The sequence below is a fragment of the Streptomyces boncukensis genome, assembly GCF_011045075.1.
GTDB lineage: Bacteria > Actinomycetota > Actinomycetes > Streptomycetales > Streptomycetaceae > Streptomyces > Streptomyces boncukensis.
Genome location: NZ_JAAKZZ010000899.1, coordinates 1 through 1,713, shown reverse-complemented (window position 1 = coordinate 1,713; position 1,713 = coordinate 1). Strand labels below are relative to the sequence as shown.

Below are 1,713 nucleotides of genomic sequence, written 5' to 3'. Positions count from 1 at the left end.
CCCCACGGCTCCCACGCCCTCCGCGGCGGCGCAGGCCGACGGCGCGGGCCGGCTCCTCGGCGGCCGGTACCGGCTGAGCGCCCGGCTGGGGCACGGCGGCATGGGCACGGTGTGGCGGGCCCGGGACGAGGTGGTCGAGCGCGATGTCGCGGTCAAGGAGCCGCGTGTGCCGGACCAGCTGACCGAGGCCGAGCGGCAGACCGTGCACCAGCGGATGCTGCGCGAGGCGCGCACGGCCGCGCGGATCGACCACCCCTCGGTCGTCACCATTCACGACGTCGTCATGGAGGACGGGCGCCCGTGGATCGTGATGGAGCTGGTCCAGGGGCGTTCGCTGGGCAGCGTGCTGGAGGAGGGCACGCTCGACGCGCGGGAGGCGGCCCGGATCGGCCACGCGGTGGCGGGCGCGCTGGACGCGGCGCACGCCACGGGGGTGCTGCACCGCGATGTGAAGCCGGACAACGTGCTGCTGGGCCGGTACGAGCGGGTGGTGCTGACCGACTTCGGCATCGCGCAGGTGGAGGGCGAGCGGCGGCTGACCGAGACGGGCGCCTTCGTGGGCTCCCCCGAGTACACCGCGCCGGAGCGGGTGCTGGGGCAGCGGCCGGGCCCGGAGTCCGACCTGTGGTCCCTGGGCGTCGTGCTGTACGCGGCGACGGAGGGCGTCTCGCCGTTCCGCCGCTCCAACACGCCCGCGACGCTGCAGGCGGTGCTGTCGGCCGAGGTGCCGCGTCCCGCGCAGGCGGAGCGCGGCTCGGGCGCGCTCGGCATGCTCATCGCGCGGCTGCTCGGCAAGGAGCCGACGCTGCGCCCGGACGCCGCCGAGGTGCGGCAGACCCTCGCGGACGTGGCGCGCCCGCCGCAGCCCGGAACGCCGACCGCGGCCGCCGCCACCGCCGTTGCCGGTGGCGGTGTCGGCCGCGTGCTGCGGCAGTTCGGGGGCAGGCTGCGCACCAGCCGCGCGTGGCAGTTCGGCACGCTCGCCGTGGCCGTCGCGGTGGCGGCGGCCGTGGCGGTGCCCCTGCTGCTGCCCGGCGACGACGTCCCCGACGGCTGGAAGGCGTACGACGAGGACAAGCGCGTCCGCGCCTCCCTCGCGGCCCCCGGGAGCTACGACCGCAGCGCGGACCAGGACCAGGTCGCCTTCACCGACCCGGGCGGCGTCATCGAGATGCGCCTCAGCCGCAGCGCCAAGGACGTCAAGAACACCTCGCTGCTGGAGGCCAACAACTGGAAGCAGTTCTACGAGGACGGCGCCCAGGAGAGCTACCGCGACACGATGGACGACGTGCGCTCCACCGTCTCCGAGGCCGACCACCAGGGGCAGGACGCGGCCTCCGTCGTCACCACGTACAAGCCCGCGGAGGACAGCAACAGATACGAGAAGGACGCGGGCACCAAGCGCAAGCGCCGCCATGAGCTGATCTACGTCAACAAGGACAACGTGCGCTGGCGGCTGGTCGTGGAGATGCCGGGCAAGGGCAGCTCCCGGGACGAGGGCGAGAAGGTCTACCGCGAGGCGGTCAAGTCCCTCAAGATCAACGACCTCTAGCGCCGGAGCCGGAGCCGGGATCCGGGAATCCGCCAGCGTCCACTGGCGGATTCCGTAAAGAGCGGTTACCGCCGGGTATACGCGGGCGCGCACCGGTCGTAGTCTCCCTCCCATGACCGAATCGACGACCGCCCCGACGGACAGCAGCGCCCCCGACGGCC

At 74.0% G+C, this 1,713-nt stretch carries 1 protein-coding gene; it reads left to right on the top strand.

Annotated features, from left to right (window positions below):
* Positions 1-1,552 (top strand): serine/threonine-protein kinase (locus tag G5C65_RS36805; RefSeq protein WP_241266327.1); only part of this gene is annotated, 1,552 nt, incomplete at its 5' end.
* Positions 1,553-1,713 lie beyond the last annotated feature (161 nt).